The organism is Moheibacter sp., assembly GCF_049672845.1.
Lineage (GTDB): Bacteria > Bacteroidota > Bacteroidia > Flavobacteriales > Weeksellaceae > Moheibacter.
In genome coordinates, this window is sequence record NZ_JBATWT010000007.1 from 127543 (window position 1) to 154046 (window position 26504).

19 protein-coding genes are annotated in these 26504 nt (G+C 40.5%); 10 read left to right on the forward strand and 9 right to left on the reverse strand.

Annotated elements, in window-relative coordinates:
* Position 1 precedes the first annotated feature (1 nt).
* Entirely contained in the window at positions 2-697 is a 696-nt protein-coding gene (locus WBF63_RS02760; RefSeq protein ID WP_424368165.1) for an ABC transporter ATP-binding protein, read from the forward strand.
* A 32-nt stretch (positions 698-729) separates the two neighbouring features.
* On the opposite strand, the gene WBF63_RS02765 is transcribed toward WBF63_RS02760, so the two are convergent.
* A complete protein-coding gene (locus tag WBF63_RS02765) occupies positions 730-2718 on the reverse strand; it encodes a urocanate hydratase (protein WP_424368166.1) in 1989 nt (662 codons plus the stop codon).
* A 35-nt stretch (positions 2719-2753) separates the two neighbouring features.
* Positions 2754-4259 carry a histidine ammonia-lyase gene (gene hutH, locus WBF63_RS02770; RefSeq protein WP_424368167.1) on the reverse strand — a complete coding sequence of 502 codons (1506 nt, stop codon included), beginning with the start codon at positions 4257-4259 and terminating at the stop codon, positions 2754-2756.
* A 134-nt stretch (positions 4260-4393) separates the two neighbouring features.
* Here hutH and folE point away from each other — a divergent pair, with 134 nt between their 5' ends.
* From folE to WBF63_RS02795, 5 genes are all read left to right on the forward strand, one after another.
* Positions 4394-5071, forward strand: coding sequence for a GTP cyclohydrolase I FolE (folE, locus tag WBF63_RS02775; protein ID WP_424368168.1), 678 nt, complete (start codon positions 4394-4396; stop codon positions 5069-5071).
* Between the two features lie 71 nt (positions 5072-5142).
* The gene (locus WBF63_RS02780; RefSeq protein ID WP_424368169.1) at positions 5143-5628 is read left to right on the forward strand and encodes a YcxB family protein; all 486 of its coding nucleotides are present in this window, start codon (positions 5143-5145) and stop codon (positions 5626-5628) included.
* Between the two features lie 39 nt (positions 5629-5667).
* Entirely contained in the window at positions 5668-7146 is a 1479-nt protein-coding gene (gene cysS, locus WBF63_RS02785) for a cysteine--tRNA ligase (RefSeq protein WP_424368170.1), read from the forward strand.
* Between the two features lie 88 nt (positions 7147-7234).
* Positions 7235-7678, forward strand: a complete 444-nt coding sequence (locus tag WBF63_RS02790) for a universal stress protein (RefSeq protein ID WP_424368171.1) — start codon at positions 7235-7237, stop codon at positions 7676-7678.
* 325 nt (positions 7679-8003) lie between these two features.
* Positions 8004-9236, forward strand: coding sequence for a LuxR C-terminal-related transcriptional regulator (locus WBF63_RS02795; protein ID WP_424368172.1), 1233 nt, complete (start codon positions 8004-8006; stop codon positions 9234-9236).
* A gap of 6 nt (positions 9237-9242) precedes the next feature.
* On the opposite strand, the gene WBF63_RS02800 is transcribed toward WBF63_RS02795, so the two are convergent.
* Both WBF63_RS02800 and WBF63_RS02805 read right to left on the reverse strand, forming a co-directional pair.
* Entirely contained in the window at positions 9243-10931 is a 1689-nt protein-coding gene (locus WBF63_RS02800) for an amino acid permease (RefSeq protein WP_424368173.1), read from the reverse strand.
* Between the two features lie 94 nt (positions 10932-11025).
* Positions 11026-11538, reverse strand: a complete 513-nt coding sequence (locus WBF63_RS02805; RefSeq protein ID WP_424368174.1) for an N-acetyltransferase family protein — start codon at positions 11536-11538, stop codon at positions 11026-11028.
* Positions 11539-11763: 225 nt separating this feature from the next.
* Here WBF63_RS02805 and rpsA point away from each other — a divergent pair, with 225 nt between their 5' ends.
* Positions 11764-13575: a 30S ribosomal protein S1 gene (rpsA, locus tag WBF63_RS02810; RefSeq protein WP_424368175.1), complete on the forward strand. Its 1812-nt coding sequence runs from the start codon at positions 11764-11766 to the stop codon at positions 13573-13575.
* A 292-nt stretch (positions 13576-13867) separates the two neighbouring features.
* Here the strand turns inward: rpsA and WBF63_RS02815 are convergent, their stop codons facing one another.
* Positions 13868-17062 carry a choice-of-anchor J domain-containing protein gene (locus WBF63_RS02815; protein WP_424368176.1) on the reverse strand — a complete coding sequence of 1065 codons (3195 nt, stop codon included), beginning with the start codon at positions 17060-17062 and terminating at the stop codon, positions 13868-13870.
* A 159-nt stretch (positions 17063-17221) separates the two neighbouring features.
* Between WBF63_RS02815 and WBF63_RS02820 the strand changes: the two genes are divergently transcribed.
* Positions 17222-18475: a Y-family DNA polymerase gene (locus WBF63_RS02820; protein WP_424368177.1), complete on the forward strand. Its 1254-nt coding sequence runs from the start codon at positions 17222-17224 to the stop codon at positions 18473-18475.
* Positions 18472-18924, forward strand: a complete 453-nt coding sequence (locus WBF63_RS02825; RefSeq protein ID WP_424368178.1) for a LexA family protein — start codon at positions 18472-18474, stop codon at positions 18922-18924. The genes WBF63_RS02820 and WBF63_RS02825 overlap by 4 nt, the downstream gene beginning before the upstream one ends.
* 56 nt (positions 18925-18980) lie before the next feature.
* Here WBF63_RS02825 and trxA read toward each other — a convergent pair whose 3' ends face one another.
* Positions 18981-19301: a thioredoxin gene (trxA, locus tag WBF63_RS02830; protein ID WP_424368179.1), complete on the reverse strand. Its 321-nt coding sequence runs from the start codon at positions 19299-19301 to the stop codon at positions 18981-18983.
* Positions 19302-19595: 294 nt separating this feature from the next.
* A complete protein-coding gene (dnaE, locus tag WBF63_RS02835; protein ID WP_424368180.1) occupies positions 19596-23924 on the reverse strand; it encodes a DNA polymerase III subunit alpha in 4329 nt (1442 codons plus the stop codon).
* A gap of 112 nt (positions 23925-24036) precedes the next feature.
* Here dnaE and WBF63_RS02840 point away from each other — a divergent pair, with 112 nt between their 5' ends.
* Positions 24037-24900, forward strand: a complete 864-nt coding sequence (locus tag WBF63_RS02840; protein ID WP_424368181.1) for an SDR family NAD(P)-dependent oxidoreductase — start codon at positions 24037-24039, stop codon at positions 24898-24900.
* 18 nt (positions 24901-24918) lie between these two features.
* On the opposite strand, the gene WBF63_RS02845 is transcribed toward WBF63_RS02840, so the two are convergent.
* Both WBF63_RS02845 and WBF63_RS02850 read right to left on the reverse strand, forming a co-directional pair.
* The gene (locus WBF63_RS02845) at positions 24919-25260 is read right to left on the reverse strand and encodes a MerR family transcriptional regulator (protein ID WP_424368182.1); all 342 of its coding nucleotides are present in this window, start codon (positions 25258-25260) and stop codon (positions 24919-24921) included.
* Entirely contained in the window at positions 25261-26229 is a 969-nt protein-coding gene (locus WBF63_RS02850; RefSeq protein ID WP_424368183.1) for a M23 family metallopeptidase, read from the reverse strand. It lies immediately after the preceding gene.
* Positions 26230-26504 lie beyond the last annotated feature (275 nt).

A 26504-nucleotide genomic window follows, 5' to 3' on the forward strand; every position in this document is an offset into this window, starting at 1 on the left:
AATGATTGAAATCAATACTATATCAAAAGAATACGGTGGAGTCAAAGTTTTGAACCTCGGCGAAATTAAAATCAACAAAGGCGAAAGCATCGGACTGGTGGGAAACAACGGTGCCGGTAAAACCACGCTTTTTAGCTTGATGTTGGACTTAATTCAACCCACGACAGGGGAGATCATGCTCAATGGAATTAAAGTCCACGAGAGCGAAGACTGGAAGAAATTCACCACCGCCTTCATCGATGAAAGTTTTCTCATCGGTTATTTGACACCCGAAGAATATTTCTATTTCATCGGGGAACTTCGCGGCGAAAACAAAGCGAGTATAGATGCTTTTCTGAAAAATTACACCGATTTTTTTAACGATGAAATTTTAGGAAAAAAGAAATATTTACGCGATTTGTCCAAAGGAAATCAAAAGAAAGTCGGAATTGTTGCGGCTTTGATTGGCGACCCGGAAATCATTATTTTGGACGAACCTTTTGCCAACTTGGATCCTTCCACACAAATTCGTTTGAAAAAACTAATCAAGGATTTAACTTCCCACAAAGAAAAAACGATTTTGGTTTCCAGCCACGATTTGAACCATACAGTCGAAGTTTCTGACCGGATCATTGCACTCCACAAAGGCGAATTGGTTAAAGACATTAGAACTTCAGAAGAAACCTTGAAAGAATTGGAAAGTTTTTTTGCGGTTTAAAACAAAAGCCCTGAACGAACAGGGCATTCTGATTACAACAAATCTTCATCCACCAAATTCGGCAAAGTAACTTTTAACAAAGGTTCGTCTTCCATCGCACGTTTGATGGCAAAAATCGCTTCTTCGTTTCTTGCCCACGAACGACGGGCAATGCCGTTGTTCACATCCCAATGCAACATCGATTTCAATCTTTGTTCGGCTTCGGAAGTTCCGTCCAACAACATTCCAAATCCGCCGTTGATGACTTCACCCCAGCCTACTCCTCCTCCATTGTGAATTGAAACCCAGGTCGCACCACGGAAACTGTCGCCAATTACATTATGAATCGCCATATCGGCCGTAAATTTCGAACCATCGTAAATATTGGAAGTTTCTCTGAATGGCGAATCCGTTCCCGAAACATCGTGGTGGTCACGCCCCAAAACTACCGGCCCGATTTCGCCTTTGGAAATCGCATCGTTAAAGGCTTTTGCGATTTTAATTCGGCCTTCGGCATCGGCATATAAAATTCTTGCTTGTGAACCCACCACCAATTTATTTTCCTGCGCACCTTTGATCCAGGTGATATTATCCTGCATTTGTTGCTGAATTTCCTTCGGAGAATTTTTCATGATTTCTTCTAAAACTTGACAAGCGATTTCATCTGTTTTCTGTAAATCTTCCGGTTTCCCCGATGTACAAACCCAACGGAACGGCCCAAAGCCAAAATCAAAACACATCGGCCCCATAATGTCCTGCACATAAGACGGATATTTGAAATCGATCCCGTTTTCTGCCATCACATCGGCTCCTGCGCGTGATGCTTCCAACAAGAAAGCATTTCCATAATCAAAGAAATAGGTTCCTTTTGCGGTATGTTTATTCACAGCTGCCGCATGACGACGCAAGGTTTCTTGTACTTTTTCTTTGAATAATTCCGGGTTTTCGGCCATCATCTGATTGGACTCTTCGAAACTTAATCCCACCGGATAATATCCTCCCGCCCAAGGATTGTGCAAAGAAGTCTGGTCAGAACCCAAATCGACGTACACATCTTCTTGGTCGAACTTTTCCCAAACATCCACGATATTTCCATCGTAGGCAATCGAAACGACTTCTTGTTTTTCTTTTGCTTCGCGAACTCTTTTCACCAATTCGTCCAAATCCGAAATTACTTCATCCACCCAACCTTGTTCGTGTCGTTTCCAAGTTGCAGCTGGATTCACTTCAGCTGTAACCGAAATGACACCGGCAATGTTCCCGGCTTTGGGTTGAGCACCCGACATTCCGCCCAAACCAGCCGTCACAAATAGTTTTCCGGCAGTTCCTTTATCATCAATTTTTCTTGAACCATTTAAAACCGTAATCGTGGTTCCATGCACAATTCCTTGCGGCCCGATATACATATAACTTCCGGCGGTCATTTGTCCATATTGGGACACGCCCAAAGCGTTCATCTTTTCCCAATCGTCGGGTTTTGAATAATTTGGAATGACCATTCCATTTGTGACAACGACTCTCGGTGCATTTTTGTGAGATGGAAATAAACCCATCGGATGACCGGAATACATCACCAAAGTTTGTTCATCGGTCATTTCCGACAAATATTTCATCGTCAAAAGATATTGTGCCCAATTCTGGAAAACCGCTCCGTTTCCTCCGTAGGTGATTAATTCGTCTGGATGTTGCGCGACCGCTGGATCCAAATTGTTTTGAATCATCAGCTGGATGGCTTTGGCTTGCAAAGATTTTCCGGGATATTCCTCAATCGGACGTGCATATATTTCGTAGTCGGGTTTGAAACGATACATATAAATGCGGCCGTATTTTTCTAATTCATCTTTGAATTCGGGAATTAATTCCGAATGAAATTTCGGTTCGAAATAACGCAAAGCATTTTTCAACGCCAGTTTTTTCTCTTCCTCCGAAAGAATTTCTTTTCGCTTCGGAGCGTGACTTACATTGGGGTTATAGTTTTTTTTCAGTGGCAATTCTGCCGGAATTCCTTGTTGTATTTGTTGTTGAAATTGTTCGGTTGTCATTTTCTCTATTTTTTAAACCTTGATTAGGTTGAACTTTATACTTTCGAAATAATTTCTTTCAATTTCTCACCTTGAATTAATTCAATAATCGCCAAAATATCTTCACCGATCAATCGGTCATCTTCTAATTTATCCACTTTGGTTCGAACCAAATCAAAAACTTCTTCAATCACCAGACTTGATTTCAAAGGTCTTCTAAATTCCAGTCCCTGACAGGCATACATCAGTTCAATCGCAAGAATTTTCTCCAGATTATTCAAAACCTGATTGAATTTTCTACCCGAAATACTTCCCATCGAAACGTGATCTTCCTGTCCCAATGAAGTCGGAACCGAGTCAGCCGAAGCCGGAAAACACAAAGTCTTATTTTCCGTTACCAAAGCAGCAGAAGTATATTGTGGGATCATAAACCCGGAGTTCAGACCTGATTTTTCAGTCAGTAATCGCGGTAATCCAAATTTGCCTTCGAGCAATAAATATTGTCTTCTGTCGGAAATATTTCCCAATTCCGCAGCGGCCAAAGTCGCATAATCCAACACCATTGCCATTGGTTGACCATGGAAATTCCCCCCACTGATTGCGGTTTTTTCATCCAGCACAATCGGATTATCGGTCACCGAATTCAGTTCGATTTCCGCCATTTCTTTCAAATGAAACCAAGCATTTCGCGAAGCACCATGCACTTGCGGCATACAGCGAAGCGAATAAGGATCCTGAACCCGTGGAAAGTCATTGTTATTTATAATTTCAGAACCTTCCAAAAGTTTGCGAATTCGCTCGGCTACTAATTTCGTTCCGCGATACGGACGGACTTCATGCAATTCCTTTCGGAACGGAGAACTCAAACCCGAATAAGCCTCCAAACTCATTGTTCCAACCACATCGGCCAGATCCAGCAAATATTTCATTTTGTCCAATCCGAAAAGGGCGTGCGCCAGAATGAATTGGGTTCCATTGATCAGCCCCAAGCCTTCTTTTGCTTGAAGTTCAATCGGCTCAAGATTATGTTCTTTCAAAACTTCCTTTGCAGAAGTCGGAACCCCGTTTTTCCAGATTTTCCCTTCGCCAATCAAAGGCAAAAACAAATGAGAAAGCGGCGCCAAATCGCCCGAAGCTCCCACGGAACCTTGTTCAGGAACGACGGGAATTAAATCTTTTTCGACGAACAATAAAATTCTTTCAAAAGTTTCAGGCGAAATTCCCGAAAAACCTTTTGCCAAGGCGTGAAGTTTTGCCACCAGCATCAGTTTGGAAAGTTCCTTCGAAATCGGATTTCCCACACCAACGGCGTGACTGATTAGTAAATTTTCCTGAAGTTTTCGGGTTTCTTCTTTTGAAATTTTAGTGTCGCAAAGCGGTCCAAAGCCTGTATTGATACCGTAAACCGTCATTCCGGAATTTACGATTGCTTCCACATTGTCTTTGGAGCGTTTGATTTGTTCACGGCTTTTTTCGGAAATTACCGCTTGGATTTTATTGTTTAAAATCTCTATCGAGTCTTCTATTGTAAAATGGTCAACGCCATAAATTTTTTGGTTCATTCTTGAATTTTTCTGGACTCAAATATACAAATTTGCGGTGGAGACCGATAATCATTAGGTTTTAGAATTTCGCCGGATAATGGTCTAAATATGATTCTGTTTCGGTAAATTTGCACTTTATTAAATTTAAGAAAATGTCTGACCAGAATTTGTACGACGAAATAGGCGATGATCACTTTGCGTCGCACCACGATACGCCTATGCGCAAAGATGCTTTTGAGTTGAGTAATGATGAAAAAATTGCAAAAATCGAAGCCGATTTCAAAAACATTATGGATACTTTGGGATTGGATTTGACCGATGATAGTTTGAAAGGAACGCCCAAACGCGTAGCCAAAATGTTTGTCAATGAAATTTTCGGTGGATTGCATCCCGATCGAAAGCCCAAAATGTCCACGTTTGATAATAAATATAAATACAACCAAATGTTGGTGGAGAAAGACATCACGGTTTATTCGACCTGTGAGCACCATTTTCTGCCCATCGTAGGGAAAGCGCATATCGGTTATATTTCAAACGGAAAAGTAATCGGGCTATCTAAAATGAACCGGATTGTGGATTATTACGCCAAACGTCCGCAAGTTCAGGAAAGACTGACGATGCAGATTGTAAAAGCGATGCAGGACGCATTGGGAACGGAAGATGTGGCCTGTGTAATTGATGCGAAACACCTTTGTGTAAACTCACGGGGTATTCGTGATATCGACAGCAGTACTGTGACGGCGGAATTGGGTGGTGTTTTCAAAACCGATCCGACGACAAGAAGAGAATTCCTGCATTACATCGGCGTGCATACGAAATTTAATGTGTAAGCCTCCCTAGTCTCATCCATCGGCCTATCTGACGGACAGGAAGGAGGGGAGTTTGAAGATTTAGATTTGAAATGAAAATAGTTGTAGATATAACGAGGGAAGATTATTCAGATTTTGCTAAACATCATTTCATGAAAAATGGTTTTAGAAAATCAATTATTTTGTATTGTATTGCATTTATTATTATACAATTATATTTCCTTATTAATTACGGAATAAATTTATTCGCTATAATTTTTTCAACAGTAATTTTTTGGCTTACTTGTTTTCTTTTAATCTATTTTAGATTAAAAAGTACAAAAAAAATACCTTTAAAAGATGGGAGTTTTTTAAGTAAAACAGAATATGAATTCTCTGACGATAAAATTTTATACAATAGTGAAAACTCTCAAGGAGCGGTTAATTGGGCTAAAGTAAAAAAAATTGAAGAAGGTAAAAATGCTTTTTATCTGTATATTGATAGTATAGTTGCTTATGTCATTCCCAAAAGATATTTTAATAATGAAGCAGAAATGATAGCTTTTCAAAGCTTAGTTAATAGAAATATTCAAAAATAATTAACGCATAACCCAAAACCCATAAACGCACAACTCAAAATGATAAAAACACACAACTTAAAAGTACATAATTCGCTGAGCGGCGAGAAAGAAACATTTGTTCCCATTCACAAAGACAGCATCGGGATGTATGTATGTGGACCAACGGTTTACAGCAATGTACATTTGGGAAATGTACGTACGTTTTTGTCGTTTGATATGATTTATCGGTACCTGGTTCATTTGGGTTATAAAGTTCGTTATGTACGAAATATCACCGATGCCGGTCACCTGACCGATGATGGAAATGTGGACAACGACCGTTTTGTGAAACAATCAAGACTGGAAAAACTCGAACCGATGGAAATCGTTCAGAAATACACCGTCGATTTTCATAAAGTCTTGGAAACCTTTAACTTACTTCCGCCCACAATTGAGCCCACTGCCACAGGGCATATTTTGGAACAAATCGAATTGGCTCAAAAATTAATAGAACTTGGGCTTGCCTATGAAGTAAATGGTTCGGTTTATTTTGATGTGGTCGCTTACAACCAAAAAGGATTGAATTACGGCGAATTGAGCCGAAGAAATATTGATGATTTAATCAATAATACCCGCGATCTGGACGGACAAGACGAAAAACGAAATCCGGTGGATTTTGCACTCTGGAAAAACGCTTCTCCGGCGCACATTATGCGTTGGGGTTCGCCTTGGGGTGAAGGTTTTCCGGGCTGGCATCTGGAGTGTACCGTAATGAGTACCAAATACTTGGGTGAATTTTTTGACATCCACGGTGGCGGAATGGATTTGAAATTCCCACACCACGAATGTGAAATCGCGCAAGCCAAAGGCGCCAACGGACAGGAACCTGTAAAATACTGGCTACATGCCAATATGCTGACAATGAACGGACAGCGAATGAGTAAATCAACCGGAAATTATATTTTGCCAATGCAATTGGTAAGCGGTGAAAATGATTTCTTTGAAAAACCATTCCATCCCGGAATTGTTCGGTTTTGCTTTTTGCAAGCGCATTACAGAAGCGTTCTCGACATTTCGAATGATGCGATGCTGGCGAGCGAAAAAGGTTTCAACCGATTGATGGACGGAATTAAAAATCTGGATCTAATTGAAGGTTCCAACGAATCGAGTTTTGATGTGCAAAATTGGTTGAAAGACTGTTATGCCGCAATGGACGATGATTTCAATACGCCGATTTTAATTTCTCATTTATTCGATGCGGTGCGGGTAATTAATGGCGCTAAAGCCGGAACGGAAAAACTGAGGTCGGAGGACATAAAAGTTCTAAAAAGCTCATTAAATGAATTTGTTTTTGATGTTATGGGATTGAAATCCGATGAAACTTCCAACGGAAACAACGACAAACTGGACGGAACGGTTCAATTACTCATCAAAATGCGAAATCAGGCGCGTGCCGATAAAAACTGGGCTTTGTCCGATCAGATTCGCGACGAATTGGCTGCGATCGGAATTCAGCTGAAAGACGGAAAGGACGGAACGGAGTATAGTTTGAATTAATCTTTAATTCTCGCTCCAACGTGGAAATATCATAGTTTGATTGCAATCTATTTGCTAACTTTAATTCGAATTAAAAATTCCACTGAAAATGAAAACAATATTAGTTCCCATTGACTCCAATAAGGAAGGTGATCTGGTAGCGCAAAAAGCAATTGAAATCGCCAAGGCATTTGAATCCAAAGTCCATTTGGTGCACGTTACGTCGCTCAGTAAGGACATTGTCGTAACTGAGCCGGGTGTTGAATACATATCTCCGGTAAATCTTACCGAATATGAAAAGGAAATGGACACTTTGAACTCCTTTAAAGCTAAATTTTTGGATGCGGGTTTGTTGACAGAAGTTCATTTGCTTCAAGGATTTGCAGATAAGCAAATTCTGAAATTAGCGGAGCAACTTCATGCAGATCTGATTGTTTTGGGTTATATAAAACACAGTGCTCTTTACAAAGCTTTTGTGGGAAGTGTTTCTGAAGGTGTAATCAAAGGCTCCAAAGCATCTGTGCTTTTAATTCCGGCAAATCAGAATGGATAAATTGTAGATAAAATAAATAGTCCTTCAGACGACACACGTTCCGAAGGACTATTTTCATTTCCCTAACTAAAATTTTATCAGATAGAGTAGCTTAGGTAGCTTAGGTTGTTAAAGTAATTTTAATTTTTCTGAAAAAGGGTCCCAACAAAAATTCAAATTTTTTCTTATATTTTCAGATTGAAAGTTTCCTCAATTCCTTTCTGATTAAAAGCAATGCGAAAATGAAAAATAAAAACTATTTTACATATTTTTGTTGGTGTAGTCAGGGAGTAGTTAGCATCCACTACCCGTGCGGGTAGTGATTAAAAGTTTATAAATCAGCAATTTGAATCTATTCAGAGAAGTTTTTTTTCGCAAAGGAATGTTAGTTTTGTATTGTATTTTGGTCTATTCCGGAATGCTTTTCAGTCAAACTACAGATCCTATAAAATTAAATAAGGAGATTACGGCACTCAATAACGCCTATAAATATGATTCTGCAATCATAAAATTGGAAGAAATTATCAATCATCCGTCCAGCACTTCGATTGATAGATATTATGCTTACATCGAAAAAGCTTTGACTTACAAAAGGCTTTACAATTATGCCGTTGTTCTGAACAATCTGAATTATGCTGTGGAAGAGGGAAGAGGTACGGCCATTGAGGACCATGCCGAAGCCCGAGTCAAATTCGAAAAAATGTTTATTCACTTTGACTTATTGGATTTTCAACAAGCCCGATATCATTTTGATAAAATTACAGAGCGGGATCTCGAATTAGTAGATCCGCCCATCAAAGCTTTTTATTGGAACGTCGCAGGAACATTTAAGATAAGAGAAGGAAAATACGAAGAAGCAGAAGCGATATTGCGCCAAGGCATTGCTGTTATAGAAAACGAAAATCCAGAGCATTTGCCTGCCGTTTATTGCAAATTGGTCAATCTTGCAGAGCATACAAGGAATCCTGAATTGGCAGAATGGGCTTTTGAAAAAGGTATTTATTATTCCAAGAAATACGGAATTGATATTTATAAAATTAGAATGCATTATGACATGAGCCATTTTTACCTCAAAATGGACGACTATAAAAACGCATATTTTCATGAAAGAATGGGCTCTGAATTATCCGGAGTGTACAATGCGCCCGTTCAAAGCGGAAATTTAAACCTTCTTGAAAGAGAACTTTGGAACAAACGCCGTGATTTGGAACGTACCTATGAAAGAAATGTTCAGATTTTTCTTGTAATTCTTTCAGTTATTTTACTCGCTTTTCTGATTGTTTTATTTCAATTTTTCAAAATAAACAAACAAAAACGGTATTTCATAGAATTAGAAAACGAGCGTATGCGTCAGGAACTGGAAGAAATTTCCAAAAATGCAGGAAAATCTGATTCGGAACTTATTCTTGAAAAATATAATCTTTCTGACCGGCAGTTGCAAATCATAGAACTCGTGAAACAAGGAAAAACCAATAAAGAAATTGGAAACGAATTATTTATTTCAGAAAATACAGTCAAATACCATTTGAAGATTATTTATAACGTACTCGGAATTGAAAATCGTTTCGATTTGAAATAATCTGACTTAAACTTCCTTCCTCAATTTACTATTTCTATAACCATAAAGGAAATAAACCGTCAGCCCAAGCGCCATCCAAACCAGAAACCATTTCCAGCTCACAAGCGGAATTTCAACCATCATATAAGAACACATCAAAACGCCCATAATCGGAATGAGCGAATAGTTTCGGATGAAGGTCATAATCGCTACGATTAAAGCAAAAATCAGGAAAACGATAAATAAAACTTCTTCGGTATTTTCTAAATTGAATTCGGTAAAAGCCGCAATCGTACGGTTTTGGAAAGCGTAAACAAAGAAAATGTATAAAACAGGAACAATCCATTTTCCGTTTATATAAGGCAAATGAAACTTACCAGTTTCCTTGAGTTTGGGCGGTAAAAACAAAACCCCACCCGAAACCAACATAAATGCAAACAAAGTCCCGATGCTCGTCAAGTCGGTTACCAAATCACTTTCGATGAATAAAGCTCCGATTCCGACGATGACACCCGTTACAATCGTTGCAAATCCCGGAGTCTGGTATTTCGGATGAATTTGCCCGAATTTTTTAGGCAATAAACCATCACGGCTCATACTCATCCAAATTCTCGGTTGTCCAATCTGGAAAACCAATAAAACCGAAGTCGTCGCGACAACTGCACTGATGGAAATAATTTTTTCAATCCAAGGCGCACGTTCTTCAAACACAAATGCCAGCGGATCGGTTACGTTTTGGAAATGAGAATAATGTTCAATTCCGGTCAAAGTCAAAGCGATTAAAATATACAATCCGGTACAAATCAGTAGCGAATAAATCATTCCGCGCGGCATATCACGTTGCGGATTTTTGGTTTCTTCCGCCATCGTAGAAATCGCATCAAAACCAATGTAAGCATAAAAAACCGCGGAAACACCTTTTAAAACACCTTCAAATCCATTGGGAAGAAAAGGTCGCCAATTGTTGGTATCAACAAAAAAAGCACCGGCAACAATCACAAATAAAATCACGGCAACTTTGAAATACACCATGAAATTGGCCGATTTCTTACTTTCTTTAATGCCGATATAAGCCAGCCAAGTTACCAAAGCCACGATGATGAAAGCCGGGAGATTGAAAAATATTTTGGTGTCGCCAATCATCGGTGCGCTGTTGTAAGCATTGATGGCAAACTCATAACTCTGAATTTGTTTGGCGGTCAATTCCGCTCCCGAGGCCAGTGCGGCAGTAGATTCTACAAAGGCATTTTTGGCGGTCATCGGGTCGATGATCATCCAGTCGGGGAGATGGATATTGAAAAGATGCACCAATAAGTTATTGAAATAACTGCTCCAAGAAATGGCTACGACAATGTTCCCGATGGAATATTCGAGTATCAAAGCCCAACCGATAATCCAAGCGGCGATTTCGCCGAAAGCCACATAAGAATAAGTATAAGCACTTCCCGAAACCGGAATTCTACTGGCAAATTCGGCATAACAAAGCGCTGTAAATCCGCAGGTTACAGCTGTGATGATAAACAAGAGCGAAACGCCCGGTCCACCATTGTAAGCCGCCGAACCGATGGTGGAGAAAATTCCTGCTCCAACAACAGCCGCAATTCCCATAAAGGTCAAATCCTTTACCGAAAGGACTTTTTTGAGCGGATTGACGTCTTCCTCACTTTCCCGAACGAGTTTCTCAATGGACTTTTTCCGGAATAAATTTTTAAACATTGTGTGTAATTAAGGTTTCGGAAAATGAAAGTAGGGATTTTTTACTCAACTTTGACAAAGTTCCGAACTTTGTCAAAGTTTTTTCTGCCTGTGATTATTTAAGTACCTTTTCAAAAGCCTTTCTCGGACTATTTCTCACCAAGATTTCGCCGCAATAGGTATAATCTAATTTTTCCAAAATCCGAAGCATCGCCAGATTATCAAAATTCGTATCGATTTTAATGCTGAAAACACCCTTTTCTTTGACAAATTCCTCAATCATCAGAAAAAATTGGGTTGCTATTCCTTTTCCGGCTACTTCATCTGAAACGCCTACCCGATGCACCACATAAAAATCACCGTTTGTCAGCCATTCTCCGTCAATTTCATCATAAGTCGGTTCGTAATTGAAAATGACAGCGGCCGTCGCAATGAGCTTCCCGTTTTGGGTAAGCACATAATTCTGTTGTTTTTCCACATCATTTTCGACCGTGGAAAGATTGGGATATCCGTCCTGCCATTGATCGCTTCCGTCTTTTCGGCGGCGTTCTATGGATTGTTGGAGAATTTTCCAGATGGCCGGTACATCGACATCTGTAGCTATACGGAAACTAAGATTTTCATTCATTGTGTAAAGTTAGTTCATATTTCGAAAATCTAATCTCAGTTTATCTCGCAGGATACTATGTGATTTTCAACTCATTATAAATTGTTTTTGAAATATTTTTTGTACTTTTGCACCCACTTTGGCGGATTGTAGAAACAAAGTCTTGATAAACAAAAGTTTAACTACTCTCAGAAACTTTTTTCCGCTTTATTTCGAATTGATTTTGGGATACAAATTTTTAAAATTATGTCTAAAGAGACAAAACACGAGGAGTTGGAAGACCAAGTATTGAACTTAGATACTGCTTCTGCTTCATCAAACGCCAACGTTGCACCCGAAAATTTTGACTGGGAATCTTACGAATCAGGATTGAACGAAGAAGACCGTAAAGAAAAAGCCCAATTGGAGAAAATGTACGATGAGACATTGGACGATTTGGACGAAAATGTGGTTTTCAAAGGAAAGGTAGTTCGCTTGACCGACAAAGAAGCAATCGTTGACATCAACTTTAAGTCAGAAGGTGTTATTTCATTGAACGAATTCCGTTACAATCCAAATCTTGCCGTGGGTGACGAGGTGGAAGTAATGGTAGATACACGTGAAGACAAACACGGACAATTGGTTCTTTCACACAGAAAAGCCAGAACGCTGAACGCTTGGGACGCAGTAAACAAAGCGCATGACGAGCAGGAAATCGTAAACGGATACATCAAAGCACGTACAAAAGGTGGTATGATTGTGGACGTTTTCGGAATCGAAGCTTTCTTGCCTGGATCTCAAATCGACGTGAAACCAATTCGCGATTACGAACAATATGTTGGGAAAACAATGGAATTCAAAGTGGTTAAAATCAACCCTGAGTTCAAAAACGTTGTGGTTTCTCACAAAGCGCTTATCGAAGCGGATATCGAAGAACAGAAAAAAGAAATCGTTGCACAACTTGAAAAAGGACAAGTACTGGAAGGTGAAGTTAAAAACATCACTTCTTACGGTGTGTTCGTAGATTTAGGTGGTGTTGACGGATTGATCCATATCACAGACCTTTCTTGGTCAAGAATCAACCACCCATCTGAAATTTTGGAGGACGGACAGAAAATCAATGTGGTTATTTTGGATTTCGACGAAGACAAAACAAGAATCCAGTTGGGTATCAAACAATTGGAAAAACACCCTTGGGAAGCTTTGGATCAGAGCTTAGCTGTTGGTGATAAAGTAAAAGGAAAAGTGGTTGTATTGGCTGACTACGGTGCATTTGTTGAAGTTGCGCCAGGTGTAGAAGGTCTTATCCACGTTTCGGAAATGTCATGGTCCACTCATTTACGTTCCGCTCAGGATTTCGTAAAAGTTGGGGACGAAGTAGAAGCAGTTGTGCTTACACTTGACCGTGACGAAAGAAAAATGTCATTGGGTATCAAACAATTGACGCCAGATCCTTGGACTGACATCACAACTAAGTACCCTGTAGGTTCTGAACACAAAGGAAAAGTGAGAAACTTCACGAACTTCGGTGTGTTTGTAGAATTGGAAGAAGGTGTTGATGGATTGATTTATATTTCTGATCTTTCTTGGACGAAAAAAATCAAACATCCATCTGAATTTACAAATGTAGATGACATTTTGGACGTTGTAGTTCTTGAATTGGATGTGGATGCAAGACGTTTGAGCTTAGGCCACAAACAATTGACTGAAAATCCTTGGGACAAATACGAAACTAAATATGGTGTAGGAACAAAACACACCGGAACTGCAGTTGACGTATTTGACAAAGGTGCGACTATCCAGTTTGAAGACGCTGATGTTGAGGCTTTTGCCCCATCCAGAACTTTGGAAAAAGAAGATGGTTCACGTGTGAAGAAAGGTGATGAGTTAGCATTTACTGTGATTGAATTCAACAAAGAATTCCGTCGTGTGGTTGTTTCTCACACTGCAACTTTCCGTGAAGAGGAGGAAAAAGCAGCGAAAAAAGCGATGGAAAGCCAAACGACTGAAACAGCGACTTTGGGTGACATCGACGGTTTAGCTGAATTGAAAAAGAAAATGGAAGAAGGAGGAAACTAATTCTGAAATTATATCTTAAATATTAAAACCGCTCTTGCAAAAGGGCGGTTTTTTTGTGCCATGATTAAGCTCTTTTGTCAGCCATCACACAAGATTTATCTCCGCTCCATCCTGATTGTTTGTGCTATATAATTAGAATTTCTTATTGCTTAATCTGGGGAAGAAGCCTTTTTATCAAGGTTACAATTCATATTTCAGATGAATTGTTTAGTTAAATTATCCAACAAAGACAATTTAAAACAAAAAGCCTCCCGGAAATCCGGGAGGCTTGGTTATACTGATTCAGTAATTATTACTTCTTAATAATTTTGAATGTTTCAACTTTTCCACCTTCCAATGTAACTCTGAACACATACACTCCTGAAGACAATCCTGAAACGTTGATTTGTCCGTTTACTACTTTGGCTGAAGCCAACACCTGCTGACCTGCAAGGTTGTAAACAGATACGTTCTGAACTGCTTTCTGAGATGTAATGTTCAATACATCTTTGACAGGGTTTGGATAGTAAGCGAAGTCAAACGAAGTCATATCGCTTACGCCCAAAGTATCACAGGTTCCTTCAACAAGCATCACGCCTTCCGCATTAGCTCCCGAACCGGAAACAAACATACTCCATGTAGCGCCTCCATCCTGTGACTGCCATGTAGGCTCACTGTCGGTAGTAGCTGTATAGTCATAAGAAATCCAGTACACGAATTGAGCATCCACAGAAGGAGCACCGGAAATTCCGATCCAGAAACGGGTATCGGCTCCCGGAGCCTGCAGTAACTGCTGTGTTGGTAAATCTATCACAACGGTGTAAACCGGATATCCTGCGGAACCAAAAGTACCGTTCGGTGTGATTGACGTTGGTGTAACACCGGTTTGTGTAGCCCCAATCTGAGTTGATACTCCTGCGTCATCTTCGTAGAATGAAACATCAAACACCGTTGGCTCTCCACCAAGTGATACCACATCAAGTGTGATTCTTTCTACATTGAAGCTTGTATCGGCCGCAACCACTACATCATTCGCAGCAATCAGATGATTAGCTCCGTCATTGATGAACCCTACGCCATTTGTAACATCATCACTTGTGAATTCCTGAGAACATTCAGTAGAAGTTTCTCCACATTCCCCTGCAATGAAGAACACAGCTTGCGTTCCTTCAGGGTCTACAGTCCAAGGCCCGTTAAACTCACTTGTATGAATCGGGTTGCCCAATGTTCCCGTAGAAGAAACTTCCCAGAAAACAGCTCCTGCATCTGAAGCAGTTACCAATGGCTGCAACCAATAAGTTCCGGCTCCAAGTTCAATTTCGTCCGTTAATACAAATTCTACCTGAGAGATATTGTAGCCGAAGTTAGAACCTAATACCTGATGAGAAATCGGAGTAAGTGTAAACGTTTCCACAATGTCGTCTTCACTAGGAGCTCCACCTTCATCACCACGGATATTAAATGTTGCAGATGAAACTGTAGCACCAGGGTTCATGAAGAAGTTCATACGGATGTATTGAACTGTAAATGAGCCGTCTACGATAAAGTCGTCTGCGTTTCTGTAATCAGATCCGTCAATTACGTTGTATCCGTTTTCGAATCCATTGCTGGCCAATCCGTCTCCCTGGAAGCATGGATAATCAGGCTCTTCCACTATAAACGGCTCGCCGCATTGAACGGCTCTGGCTCTGGATACTGATTCAATTCCACAATCCTCATCTGTATGTGTATAGAAGCGAATAACCTGATCAACCGGCGAAGTCCATGTAACAGTTCCTGTTCCAGTTGCAAACGCTATTTCTTCATCTTCATCAGCAATTGTAATATAGTCAGTTGCCACAGAGCTTGAGAAGATGTATTCAACTCCGGCAGTTACCTGAACTTTGGAGAACTCTCCTGCCCATCCGGCTGTTGTAATAGGTTCTTCTACACCCATACATGCAGGTACGTAAGTTGTAGAAGGCCATTGATCAAATGTTCCAGTGACGAAGCATCCTTCTTCAGGTTCGCCGACATCTGCACAATTAAGGTCAGAGTAAGTGGCTTCGCCCGAGCCGGTAGACAGAATCTGTCCGGAAACAAGGACTTCTGTTCCATTTGAAACTTCATAACTAGGCTCGTTGTCTCCAAATAAACCTAAAGCCTCAATGTAGAATTCAAGAGGGCCGGCTGCTGTTACAGTTTGCGTATCATCATATCCGTTACCGTAACCTCCACCAGACAACAGTATAGTTCCGTCAGAAGCTCTTAACTCCCATGAAACCTCATCTCCGAAGTAATCTTCCCATACGTGAACGGTCCACTCACATTCATCTCCTCCAGGTCCTCCATCTGAGGCCAATACAGGACGAACAAACAATGAGCGGTAAGTAGGCCATCCGGAAGTAATTGTTTGCCAGATTCCATCACTGTCATTCCACCAGTAACCCTGACCCTGTGGCGTCGAGGTTGTCTGATCCATTGCCATAAAGTGATTTGGCGTAGAAGGTATAAATCTCACACCTATATATACACTTCCCTCTGTAACTTCCCAGTTTTCTGAAGCTGTACTGGCTGTTTGCCATACGGGTGCAGCACCAGCTGTAAACACAGGAATATCATTAGCCGTCAAACCATTCATTTCACCAAGTAAAGTACCTGGTACGCCGGCTGCGCCATCATCATCATACACCACAATATCATAAGACATATTTGGTGTACCTCCGGTCAAAGTCACAAATGCCGCACAAACACTTTCTATCGTTGCCGGATATGACGAAGGTGTAAATTTATCAACAAATATTACCTCTGTCACAGTAGCCGGGTTTCCGCTTCCTCCATTTTCTACCGTTCCGTCATCATTGATTATGATGCCCGGAGTTGTTTCACAATCTGTGTCACCGCCACCACCACCATCGCCTTCTACAACGGAAACAGTATCAATTCCTATATAATTAGAATAAGTCCCTGAAGGACCTGCCAAAATCACATTGTAACGAAATGCAAAATTCATTGCAACAGGTGTGCTCCCAACTCCGGAAACAACTACCTCAAACTCTGTCCAAACTTCCGGATAGCTTAGTGAATAATCATCATTAATAATCAGATTAACTGTAGTAAAAGAACCTACATCCGTCGGCCCTCCCGAGGGAACGGTCATAGCTCCTACACTTGAACGAACTTCTAAACGATCATCCCAAATAGAACCCTCAGACGTTCTGGTCCAGAAAGTCAGTGTGTCCCCATCTTTCAGATTCAGGGTGGGTGTGATCAACCAGTTACTGATTGTCCCTGTCCCTCCTGTTGTGTTGTTAAAATTAGCTCCAATGTAAGATGCAGGGTCTCCGCTATGAGAATTAAAAACCGTAATGTTACCCTGAAACCAGTTGGTAGTCCCAATGGTCGTACTTTGGTTGGTCATCGTCCAACCTGGCAGATTCTCAATATCATCGAATCCCTCTTCCAGTATCTGTCCGAATCCGAAGACGGAGCCAACCAAAAGAATAAAACATAGTAAAAAGTTTTTCATAATAAATAAATTTTAATAAACTCGGACTAAATTAAGTTAAATTTTCACTAACACCAAACAAATATCATGTTAAAAAATTTGTTAAATGAAAAAATAATGATGAATGATTTTTTGTCAACAATGTCATACTTTGACGTAAATCACTCGTAAATTTGCCTGATGTTCGGGTTGGTAGATTGTAATAATTTTTATGTGTCCTGTGAGCGGATTTTCAATCCGGAACTCGAAGGAGAACCCGTTGTGGTACTGTCCAACAACGACGGCTGTGTAGTTTCGCGCAGCAATGAAGCCAAAGTTTGGATTCCAATGGGCGCACCCGCCTTTCAGTTTGAAGAAATATTTCAGCAAAAAAAAATTGAGGTCTTTTCTTCTAATTATGCACTTTATGGCAATATGAGCAACCGAGTGATGAATATCCTGATGGGATTTACTCCTGAAGTAGAATTTTATTCCATAGACGAATCCTTCCTGTGGTTCAAAGACCGGGAAAAATTTGATTTTCAATCCAAAGGAATTCAAATCCGGGAAAAAATATTAAAATACACCTCTATTCCTACTTGCGTGGGATTTGCTCCTACCAAAACCCTTAGCAAAGCCGCCAATCTCATCGCTAAAAAATTCGTAAATCAAACACAAGGTGTATATGTCATCGATTCAGAAGAAAAAAGAATCAAGGCGCTCAAATGGCTAAAAATCGAGGATGTCTGGGGAATAGGCCGACAGATTTCCCAAAAACTAAAAGCCCGCAACATCCGGACTGCTTATGATTTTACCCAACTTTCGGACTCTTACATCAGAAAAGAATTTTCGGTTGTCTTACTGCGGCTCAAAAAAGAACTATGCGGCGAAGCCTGTCTAGATTTCGAAGAAGTAATCCCCCGAAAAAGTATTGCTACCACACGAACCTTTGAACGCAACATCGGCGAATTCAACGATATAAAAGAACGGATTTCCACTTTTTCTTCCTCCTGCGGAGAAAAAATGCGCAAACATCATCTGGCCGCAAATGCACTTCTGGTTTTTGTCAAAACAAACCGGCATCGTAAAGATCAGGGACAATACTCCAACAGCATCGTGGTTCAGCTTCCCTTTCCGAGCAATTCCGACATCGTCCTCTCTAAATACGCAACACAAGGACTTAAACAAATTTTCAAAAAAGAATACCTTTACAAAAAAGCAGGCGTTATCATGCTCGATTTACAGCCCGATAAATACATGCAACTGAATCTCTTCCAAAATGAAAGCTCCAAACACAAACAATTAATGTCTGTGATGGACAGCCTCAACAAAAGACTCGGACACAAAAAGGTAAAACTCGCTTCCCAGGACCTGCAAAGAACTTGGAAAATGAAACAGGAAAAACTCTCAAAACGATATTTAACCAATTGGGATGAACTTTTAGAAGTTGAATGATGAACAAGAGAATTAGACCGCCACTGGATGAAGAACTGGAATATATCTCATTAAAAATCAATGAAGAAAAGAACTATGTCAGCTTTTTTGGCGAAGAAATTCAAGCCGGATTTCCCTCGCCGGCAGAAGATTTCGTCGAACAGAAATTAAGTCTTGACGAACGTTATTTGTCCCATCCCGATTCCACTTTTCTAGTTCGGGTAAAAGGGAGTTCAATGTTTCCCACTCTGCTCGAAGGCGACATTCTCGTTGTGAGAACCGACTTGGATGCCGTTCACCACAAAATCGCCATTGTTTCGCTCAACAATGCAGCATTTACTGTCAAAAGACTTGATTTGAAAAACAAAAAACTGATACCCGACAATCAAAAGTTCCAAAGCATTCCTATTACTGAAAATGACAATCTAAGAGTGCTCGGTCTGGTCACAGCTGTTTTCCGCGATTTATAAAGCAAAAAATCCGGCCATTTTCATGACCGGATTTCTAATTTTTTCTGATGAATTATTTAATTCATAATCGCTTTCAGTTTTTGCTCAAGCTGTGCTTTGGGAACTACGCCCACCACTTTGTCCACAACTTGTCCGTCTTTGAAAAATAAAATAGTCGGAATGTTTCGGATTCCGTATTCCGCCGCGATTTGCTGGTTGTTGTCCACATCCACTTTTGCCACCACAGCTTGTCCTTCATATTCTTTTGCCAACTCTTCTACAGTCGGGCCGACCATTCTACAAGGACCACACCAAGTCGCCCAAAAATCAACCATTGCCGGTTTTCCTGACTCCAAAACGTCTTTTGCAAACGATGTATCTGTTACTTCAAGTGCCATTTTCAGTATTTTTAAATTAATTAAACATTCAAAAGTAGCGTAAATTTATATAAATCAAAGTTTAATTTCATAGGAAAAATCAATTTGATTATAGATTCACAAATTCACTTTTAATTTTTCTTTTTGGGGCGGCTCCCATTGTGATTCACCCTGACTACCTCAACAAAAACCTTTCCACAATGGACCGGGCTTTATGTTGCAATCTTTTTTCTGAGCCACGGTGGCTTCCAGAGCCTCAGCCAACGCGACCATAAAAAAGGATTTCCACTGCAATCCCTGCCGCAATCCTTTTTTTTAATTCAATCCCACTTTCAAACTCGGAATTTCCCTTAACTCTTTCAGCAATTCTTTGTTGATTTCCACTTTTGCATGATGTGCCGGCATTTTCAACTGGGTTTTGCTTTCCAGATCATTCATCACAAACAAAAGATTTTTATCGCCCTTGTGCTTTTCGAAAATTTCTTTCATCGAATTATAAAGATCCTGAGTCAAATCTGAAACATTTACCGTCACCACAACCCGTTTGGCCTGACCTTCCAATATTTCACTCAACAACTGCATCCGATTGATATTCACATACACCCTTCGTCCGGTTGGGTTTCCTTCCTTATCTTTAAAAATCCGTTCTGTAACCGAAACCTTTGCGGCTACCATCATATTGGCCTGCAAAAAATGTTTGAACTTCAGGTAATCCTCTCCAAACAACCGGAATTCATATTGGTCTTCATAATCTTCCAAGGTAAAAATCCCGAATTCTCTTCCGTCTTTACTCGAAATCCGGTGCTGTGCATCTGTTATAATTCCCGCCACCGAAAGCTCACGACCGATTAATTTATCTTCGTTTTCTTTTAATTGTTTCAAAGTCGCATTCTGATAAAAATTCAATTCATCCAAATAATCATCGAGCGGATGCGAAGAAATATAAATCCCCACCACTTCTTTCTCGCGATTCAACTGCTGAATTGAGTTCCAAGGTTGACAAGTCGGAAGATGCGGTCGCATTACTTCAATTTCATCGGCTAAATCTCCAAACAAAGAAGCCTGTGCGCTGTTTTTCGAATCCTGAAACGAGGCTCCGTATCGGATCAATTTCTCCAAATTTGAACTTCCGTCTTCTTCGTAAAAGAATTGAGCTCTATGAATTTCAAAAGCATCAAAAGCACCTGCCAAAGCAAGATTTTCAATCGTTTTTTTGTTAGCTTGGCGCAAATCAACTCTTTGAACAAAATCAAAAATCGATTCGTATTTTCCGTTTTCCTCCCGCTCTTTTAAGATGCACTCCACGGCTCCGCTCCCCACTCCTTTTACAGCACCCATCCCAAAACGGATCGCCCCGGATTCGTTTACCGAAAAGGAATACGAACTTTCATTCACATCGGGTCCCAAAACAGGAATTCCTTTCGAACGACATTCTTCCATAAAGAAAGTTACCTGCTTGATGTTGCCCATATTATTACTCAAAACCGCCGCCATGAATTCGGCCGGATAATTGGCTTTCAAATACCCCGTATGGTAGCCGATCAGCGCATAACAAGTTGAGTGCGATTTGTTGAAAGCATATTCCGCAAAGGCTTCCCAGTCGTTCCAGATTTTTTCCAAAACTTTCTTCGGGTGATTGTTTGCTTCTCCTCCTTCCAAGAATTTCGGTTTCATTTTATCGAGAACGTCACGTTGCTTTTTACCCATCGCCTTTCGAAGTACGTCGGCATCACCTTTGGTGAAATTCGCCAGTTTTTGCGACAAAAGCATCACCTGCTCCTGATAAACCGTAATCCCATAGGTTTCCGCTAAGTGTTCTTCCATTTCGGGAAGGTCATAAACAATTTCTTCCTGTCCATGTTTTCGCTTAATGAAACTCGGGATATACTGCAAAGGCCCGGGTCGATAAAGGGCGTTCATCGCAATCAAATCATCGAACTTATCCGGTTTTAGTGCACGCATATGTTTCTGCATCCCGGGCGATTCATATTGGAATATCGCCACGGTTTCGGCTCGTTGAAAAAGTTCGTAGGTTTTTTTATCGTCCAATGGAATTTCATCGGGATCAATTCGGATTCCATGATTTTTTTCAATCAAATCAATCGCATCTTTGATAATAGTCAAAGTCCGCAATCCCAAAAAGTCCATTTTCAATAATCCGGCGTTTTCCACCACCGAGTTATCAAATTGGGTCACCAATAATTCCGCATCTTTTGCCACCGCAACCGGCACCAATTCACGAATGTCCTTTGGCGTAATGATTACTCCACAAGCATGAATTCCAGTGTTTCGAAGGGAACCTTCAATCACTGTAGCTTGCTGTAAAGTTTTTCCTTCGAGTGTATTTTGTTCTGCAATTTTTTTCAATTCCATGGCATCGGCAAATTCATCTCCTCCCAAGGAAGATTTCAAAGCCTTTTCATCCATTTTGAACAGTTTATTGAGTTTAATATGGGTTTTCTTCGCAATCCGATCGGTGTCTGGAAGTGGTAAATCCAACACTCTTCCCGTATCGCGAATTGCCGATTTCCCTGCCATCGTTCCATAGGTGATGATCTGAGCCACTTGATTTTTTCCGTATTTATCTACCACCCACTGAATGATTTTATCGCGTCCGCGGTCATCGAAATCAATATCGATATCGGGCAATGAAACCCGATCCGGATTGAGGAAACGCTCAAAAAGGAGGTTGTACTTAATCGGATCGACATTGGTAATTCCGGTGCAATAAGCCACTGCCGAGCCCGCTGCCGAACCTCGACCCGGCCCCACCGAAACACCCATTTTTCGAGCTTGTGAAGTAAAGTCCTGAACGATTAAGAAATAGCCGGGATAACCCGTCATTTCGATGGTATCGAGTTCAAAATCCAATCGCTCTTTGATTTCCGGAGTGATTTCATCGTATCGTTTTTTGGCGCCTTCGTATGTAATATGGCGCAAATACGCCATTTCCCCACGGGTTCCATTGTCCAATTCATCTTCGGGATGACGGAATTCTTCGGGAATATTAAATTTGGGAAGTAAAACATCACTCGCCAGATCATAAGGCTCAATTTTACTTAAAAATTCAGAGAGGTTTTCAATGGCTTCCGGGACATCGTGAAAAAGGGAACGCATTTGTTCCTGGGATTTGAAATAAAATTCATCGTTGGGAAAACCAAATCTCGTTCCACGTCCACGCCCGATCGGTGTATCCTTTTTCTCGCCATCGCGAACGCAAAGCAAAATATCATGGGATTCCGCATCGTTTTGATGGATGTAAAATGTATTGTTCTGAGCCAAAGTTTTAACCCCATATTTCTCGGCAAACCGAAGTAAAACTTGATTGACGTGTTCTTCTTCTTGTAATCCGTGACGAATTAATTCGACATAAAAATCATCGCCAAAAAGGTTGTGCCAATAAACAAAAGCTTCTTCCGCCTGCATTTCACCTACATTCAGAATGAGGTTGGGAATTTCACCCGATAAACTACCGGTCGTAGCCATCAGATTTTCTTTATGTTTTTCAATGACTTCCTTCCCCACACGCGGATAACCGGCATAATAGCCTTCAATAAATCCGGTGGAAGAGATTTTGGATAAGTTTTTAAATCCTTCCTTGTTTTTCGCAATCAGGAGTTGTGTAAACCTTCGGTCGGGATTGTCTTTTGTAAATTTGGTTTGGGTATAATTTTCCGAAACGTAAACTTCGCATCCGATGATCGGGATGATCGGATTTTCACGTCCGGCATTCATTCGTTTGGCGGCACTTGTAAATTTAAAAGCACCCATGAGATTTCCCATATCGGTCATCCCCACCGCCGGCATATTCTCCTCGATTGCTTTCTGAATAAGTGCTTCAACCGAAGTTGTGGCCGACAAAATCGAAAAAGAGGTATGGTTGTGAAAATGAAAATAAGGCGCATCGGTCGTGGACTTTGCCTTTTCGTTTAATTTCACATTATGAACTTGGGAGTCCTGATAATCCTTTACCTGAGACTCTATAACAATTTCGAAAGGCTGAATCGGGCCGGTATATAAATCACGGAATGCTGCGTATTCTTCCACCGATAATTTCACTTGTTCGTGGGTAAAAACACCAATCCGAAGCAGTTCCATAAAACATCTTGCCGTCGCATTTACGTCAGCCGCGGCATTGTGAGCCTCATCAAATGTATTTCCAAACAAAACCTCATGAAGTTCACCTAATTTGGGTGATTTAAATCTGCCACCTCGTCCACCCGGCAGTTGACAGAAATCGGTGGAAAGTTCCATGGTATCCACGATCGGAAGGTCGATTTCTTTGTAATCAAGACCCATTCGTACAAATTCCGCACCCACTACACCTTGGTCGAAACTCAAGTTATGTCCGCCAAGGATTTCGGTTTTTTTCAGTGCTTCCCGGAATTTGCCCAAAACCTCTTGGAGAGGAAGTCCTTCTTTCTGGGCTTTTTCGGTGGTAATTCCGTGAATTTGAACTGCATTAAAGGGAATGTCGTATCCGTCCGGATAAACGATATAGGATTTATTTTCAAGTAATTTCCCGGTTTTATCGTGTAATTGCCAAGCAATCTGAACCATCCTCGGCCAGTTGTCGGTATCGGTTGGTGGTGCGCTGAAATCTTTGGGTAATCCGGTTGTTTCGGTATCGTAAATGAGGTACATACGCTGCTAAATGTTTTTTCTGAATAAAGTTTGAAAGTTAAGAATTTTGGAAGGAAGAAAGAAGGGGATTTTATAAACAATGTCGATTTAAAAAAGCATTTAGCTTAAATAATTGTCTGCTGCGGCTTTCTTAATTTCTAATGTTGATTTTCAGAAAATTTCTATATTTAGACCCAAAATTATCATTATCAAAAAGGATAAATACGTCATCATCACCGGAGCGGCTTCAGGATTGGGAAAGGAATTCGCCAAACTTTACGCTGAAGAAGGCTATTCACTTATTTTGGTGGACATCAACGAAAACCTCCTTCACGAAACAGCTCAGCAACTGAAAGAACATACGCAAACTGATGTTCAGACGTTGGTAAAAGATCTTTCTTTGTCCAGTTCATCTCAAGAAATTTATGATTATACAGTTGCGCAGAATTTCATTGTTTTTGGACTGATCAATAATGCAGGTTTTGGAATTTTCGGAAATTTTTCTGAAACCGATCTCAAAGCTGAACTCAATATGGCAGGCGTTCACGTTCTGACGCCGATTTCGCTTACCAAATTATTTCTGAAAGGAATGCTGGAGCGAAATGAAGGAGAAATCCTCAATATTTCTTCTTTGGCAGGTTTTCAGCCGGGACCTTTGATGTCGGTTTATTATTCGACAAAAGCTTTCCTGATTTCTTTCACAGAAGCCATTGCAAGAGAAAACAAAGGCTCAAAAGTTCGCATTAGTGTGCTTTGTCCGGGTGTGGTGAACACAAATTTCCGACAAAATGTTTCGGCCAATAAGGAGGCAAAGATCAAATCAATGAACAGCTGTCCGCGTCAGGTTGCTTATTATGGAATCCGGAAAATGCGTCGTGGAAAGATTGTATGTCTTCCTTCAGTTTCCTGTAAGTTTCTGGCATTTCTGCCGAGGATTGTTCCGAGAAGCACCGCCAGAAATATCGTTTATAATATTCAGATTAAAAATCGGGGTTGATTTGAGTGTGGATGGATTTTATTCTTCGGTTAAATCGAAACTTTCTTTCAGTTTGATGAGTTCGGAACGGATGTATTCCATACGTGCGATGAGCTCCACTTCTTCTTTGATGTTCCCTTGTTCCTGCAGTGCGACTTTGGCGCCTTCAAGCGTATAGCCTCTTTCTTTTACGAGGTGATAAATGAGTTTGAGGTTTTTGATGTCTTCGGGGGTGAAGAATCGGTTTCCTTTTTTATTTTTCTTAGGCGAAATGATGTCAAATTCTTTTTCCCAGAAACGAATAAGGGAAGCATTTACGCCAAAAGCTTTGGCGACTTCCCCAATACTGTAATACAATTTATCTGGTAATTCAATTTGCATTTAGTCCAAAGATACAGACATTTGCTGAGATTTGTCAAGCAGAATTTTGAATTCGTCGGGACTTACATCCTGATAAAAATAAGAAACCGGGTCAATCGGCTTGCCATCTTTATGGATTTCGTAGTGCAGATGCGGTCCTGTGGAAAGTCCGGTGCTTCCAACATAACCGATGATATCGCCTCTTTTCACTTTCTGACCACGTTTTGCTTTGACTTTGCTCATGTGTGCATAGAGCGTTTCGTAGCCATAACCGTGGTTAATCACCACTACATTTCCGTATCCGCCTTCTCTTCCCGATAGTTTCACGGTTCCGTCTCCGGTGGCATAAATAGGTGTTCCGGTATGCGCGGCAAAGTCGGTTCCGGCATGCATTTTACTGATTTTCAGAATCGGGTGCATACGCATTCCGTATCCTGAGGCAAGACGCGTCAAATCTTTATTGGCAACCGGTTGAATGGCCGGCAGGTGCGAAAGCATTTTGTCTTTTTCTTTTGCACTGATGATAATTTCATCCAAAGATTTGGACTGGATTACCATCTGCTTATTGAGAATGTCAATGTTTTTTGCTACTTCTGAAACCATATCTCCGTATTTCCAGTCTGTGAATTTTGAATAGCGGTTGACCCCACCGAATCCAGCTTTGCGGACATCGTCGGAAATAGGTTCCAATTCAAAATAACTACGGTAAATATTATTGTCACGGTTTTCGATTTGTCCTAAGACTTCCTGTGACTGTTTCACTTTTTTATTTAACAATTCATACTGAATTTTCATTTCCTGCAATTCGGCAGCCAGCGTATTTTCTTCAGGCGAGTTTACTTTTTTGCTGAAAATGAAGCCCGAAATAATACCAAAAAATGCTGTCACTATTAAAAATGCAGCTAGGTTTCTGATTTTGCGGATTCGTTGTTTTCTAACAGGTTTAAAGGAGGTGGTTTCTGCGTTGTATTTAAACTTTTTGTTCCCCATTCGTAAATTCTCTATTATTTTTCCATATGTGCAAAGCAAAATAAAGGAAAAATACAAAGGGGTGCTGTTAAGGAAATTGTAAAATATCCTTAATCTTCACGCAAGAAAAATTAATTCAGAATGAAGTTTATTCTGAAATTAATTAGAAAAAACCCGTTGTGCATTATGAATTAATAAAAAAAAAGTTGTTCATCTGATTGAAAATCAGTAAATTGTTTTAACCACAAAACATTTACAATGAACAACTTACATGCAAATTACGAAAGAATTTTGGA